The 2443-nt window shown below is 69.6% G+C and carries 3 protein-coding genes; all 3 read left to right on the top strand.

The features are described from left to right. Positions 1 to 491 precede the first annotated feature (491 nt). Positions 492 to 962, top strand: coding sequence for a universal stress protein (locus JMF90_RS33385; RefSeq protein ID WP_011547729.1), 471 nt, complete (start codon positions 492 to 494; stop codon positions 960 to 962). 335 nt (positions 963 to 1297) lie between these two features. Continuing rightward, on the top strand, positions 1298 to 1804 hold the full coding sequence (locus JMF90_RS33380) for a cupin domain-containing protein (RefSeq protein WP_011547728.1): 507 nt from the start codon (positions 1298 to 1300) through the stop codon (positions 1802 to 1804). Between the two features lie 185 nt (positions 1805 to 1989). Beyond that, a partial coding sequence (locus JMF90_RS33375) for a VTT domain-containing protein (RefSeq protein ID WP_201326023.1) occupies positions 1990 to 2443 on the top strand: 454 nt, incomplete at its 3' end.

The raw sequence follows: 2443 nt of genomic DNA, 5'->3' as shown, positions 1-2443 counted from the left end.
GAAACGCGTATGAACGGCGCCTTGCCACTGCTCGCGCACCAGCAGCGCGACGCCGAGCGACAGCAGCGCGCCCGCGCACAGCGCGGCGACGCCGACCGCGAGCGGCTGGCGTAGCATGGTCTGCAGGCGCGCGGGCCCTCGGGCGTCCCGCGTCGGGGTTCCACTGGGGGTCATTCGATGGCCATTCTGTTGTTCGGGCTACCCGGGGCACTCGGACAGCGCGGCAAAACCGGGAAAACTCGCACCGGCTGCGTGCAACGACTATTTTGAAGATGAAATTGTGCGCGTTTTACACATTTTTTGTAATGGGGTCGGTTGAAATAGCGGCAAACGGCATGAAGCTGCGGGCGCCGGCTGCGCTTGACGCGCGTCAACGCACGCGTCGGCACGTGGGGCAGACTGTTCGGCAGGCAAGCCGGCACCGGGCCGGCTTGAGGTAACGGGTCGTGATTGCGCAGGGCGCGACGCGCGCCCGGTCGGAGGGACGGACCATGTACAAGCGGATTTTCGTCGGGCTCGACGGCAGCCCGAGCGCGCGTCTCGCGCTGAACGAGGCGATCCGGATCGCGACGGCGTCCGGCGGCGAAGTGACCTGTGCGTACGTCGTCGAACATCGGCCGCAGCTCGTCGACGTTGACGCCGGCTTCGCCGCCGAGCGCGATGGCGATGTCGCCGCGACCGATGCCGCGACGCCGGTGCTCGACCACGCGAAAGCGGTGCTCGCGCAGCAGCATGTGCGGGGCACGGTGCGTGCGCTCGACGCGTACGGCGAGGACATCGCGACGGTACTGATGCGCACGGCGGCCGAAGCCGACGCCGACCTGATCGTGATGGGTACGAGCGGGCGGCACGGCCTGCGCAGGCTGTTGCTCGGCAGCGTGGCGGAATCGCTGCTGCGTGCGGCCGACCGGCCGGTGCTGCTGGTGCGGCACGGCGAGCCGGGCGCGTCGGCGACCGCGTAAGCGACGGCGTACGGCGGCCGCCGCTGCGGCACGAGGGCCCGCAGTCGACAGGATGCCGCGCGGCATCCCGGATGTCTGCGTGAGCGGGCGTGCTGCGCCGTCGCGTCGTCCAGCACGGCGCGGCGGGCGCCGACGAGACGCTCGCCTGCATGCGATTGCGCGTCGACGGTTGCATCCGGGCACGCAGTTCTGGCAGCATCGGCCGGTGTCCGCTTGTTCGCCGCGCGCATGGCCGCGGCGATCGACGCACGGACATCCGGCGGCACCCGGTCGCCTGAATCGAGATCGGGCGATCCGCCGGATGCCGGTTTCCCACCTTACCGACGTCATTTGCCATGCCGATTTCCGCGACCGACCTGATTCGCCAGTTCGACCTGCAGCCGCATCCCGAAGGCGGCTATTTCCGTGAAACCTACCGCGCGACCGATTCGGTCGTGCGTCCGGCCGACGGTGCGCCGCGTGCCGCGTCGACCGCCATCTATTACCTGCTGTGCGACGGCGCGTATTCGTCATGGCACCGCATCCGCTCCGACGAGGTCTGGCATTTCTATGCGGGCGATCCGATCGAAGTGTGGGTGCTCGACGCGCGCGACGGGTTGACGATCCACCGGCTCGGCAACCCGCTCACGCATCCCGGCACCGTGTTCCAGGCCGTGGTGCCGGCCGGAAGCTGGTTCGGTGCGCGCTGCGCGTCGCCGGCGCACGTCGCGCTCGTGGGCTGCACGGTTGCGCCCGGGTTCGAGTTCGCGGAATTCGAGCTGGCCGATGCGGCCGCGCTGGCGGCCGAGTTTCCCGATTACGCGGAGCACGTCGCGCAACTCGCGCAACGCTCCGACGTGTGACCGTCACAGTCGCGTCACGCCGCGTGCAACGCCCGTGCCGACGGCTTGCGTTCCGCGCGGTCGAGGTCAAACCCGTTTAGAATGCGTACGATGCACCGGTCGGTCGCGGACGTGCCGCGGCGGCCGGTGCGCTGCCGTACCGACGGCCCTGTCGCGCGGCCCGCATGTCTTCCAGGAGCGCCGCCGTGTGGCACTTTCCCATCGCTATTCCATCGTCGCTCGGCCCGTGGGCCGTGTTCGCGAGCGTGTTGATCACGCAGCTCGGCGTGCCGGTGCCGGCCGTGCCGATGCTGATTCTCGGCGGCACGATGGCGGCGATGGGGCAGGCGTCCTGGGTCAGCATGTTCGCGGCCGCGATCGGTGCGACGATGCTGGCCGATTCGCTGTGGTTCTTCATGGGCCGCACGCGCGGCCGGCGCCTGCTGAACGGCCTCGTGCGTTTCTCGCTGTCGCTCGACACGACGCTGCGCTTCGCGCGTAACGTATTCGAAAGGTACGGCGCGCCGCTGCTCGTGCTGTCGAAATTCCTGCCGGGTCTCGGCCTCGTGTCGGCGCCGCTGCTCGGCACGACCGCGATCGGCATCGGCGTGTTCCTGTTCTGGGATCTGGCCGGCGCGTCGCTGTGGGCGGCGTTCTGGC

Origin of the sequence: Burkholderia sp. E168m23 (genome assembly GCF_016586125.1) — a bacterium.
In the GTDB taxonomy this organism is placed as follows: Bacteria; Pseudomonadota; Gammaproteobacteria; order Burkholderiales; family Burkholderiaceae; genus Burkholderia; species Burkholderia orbicola.
This window is presented reverse-complemented; position numbering and strand designations above follow the sequence as displayed.

Bases quoted from the DNA above. Each gene is read 5' to 3' on its own strand.
- JMF90_RS33385 (WP_011547729.1), top strand. From the start codon at position 492: ATGTACAAGCGGATTTTCGTCGGGCTCGACGGCAGCCCGAGCGCGCGT.
- JMF90_RS33380 (WP_011547728.1), top strand. From the start codon at position 1,298: ATGCCGATTTCCGCGACCGACCTGATTCGCCAGTTCGACCTGCAGCCG.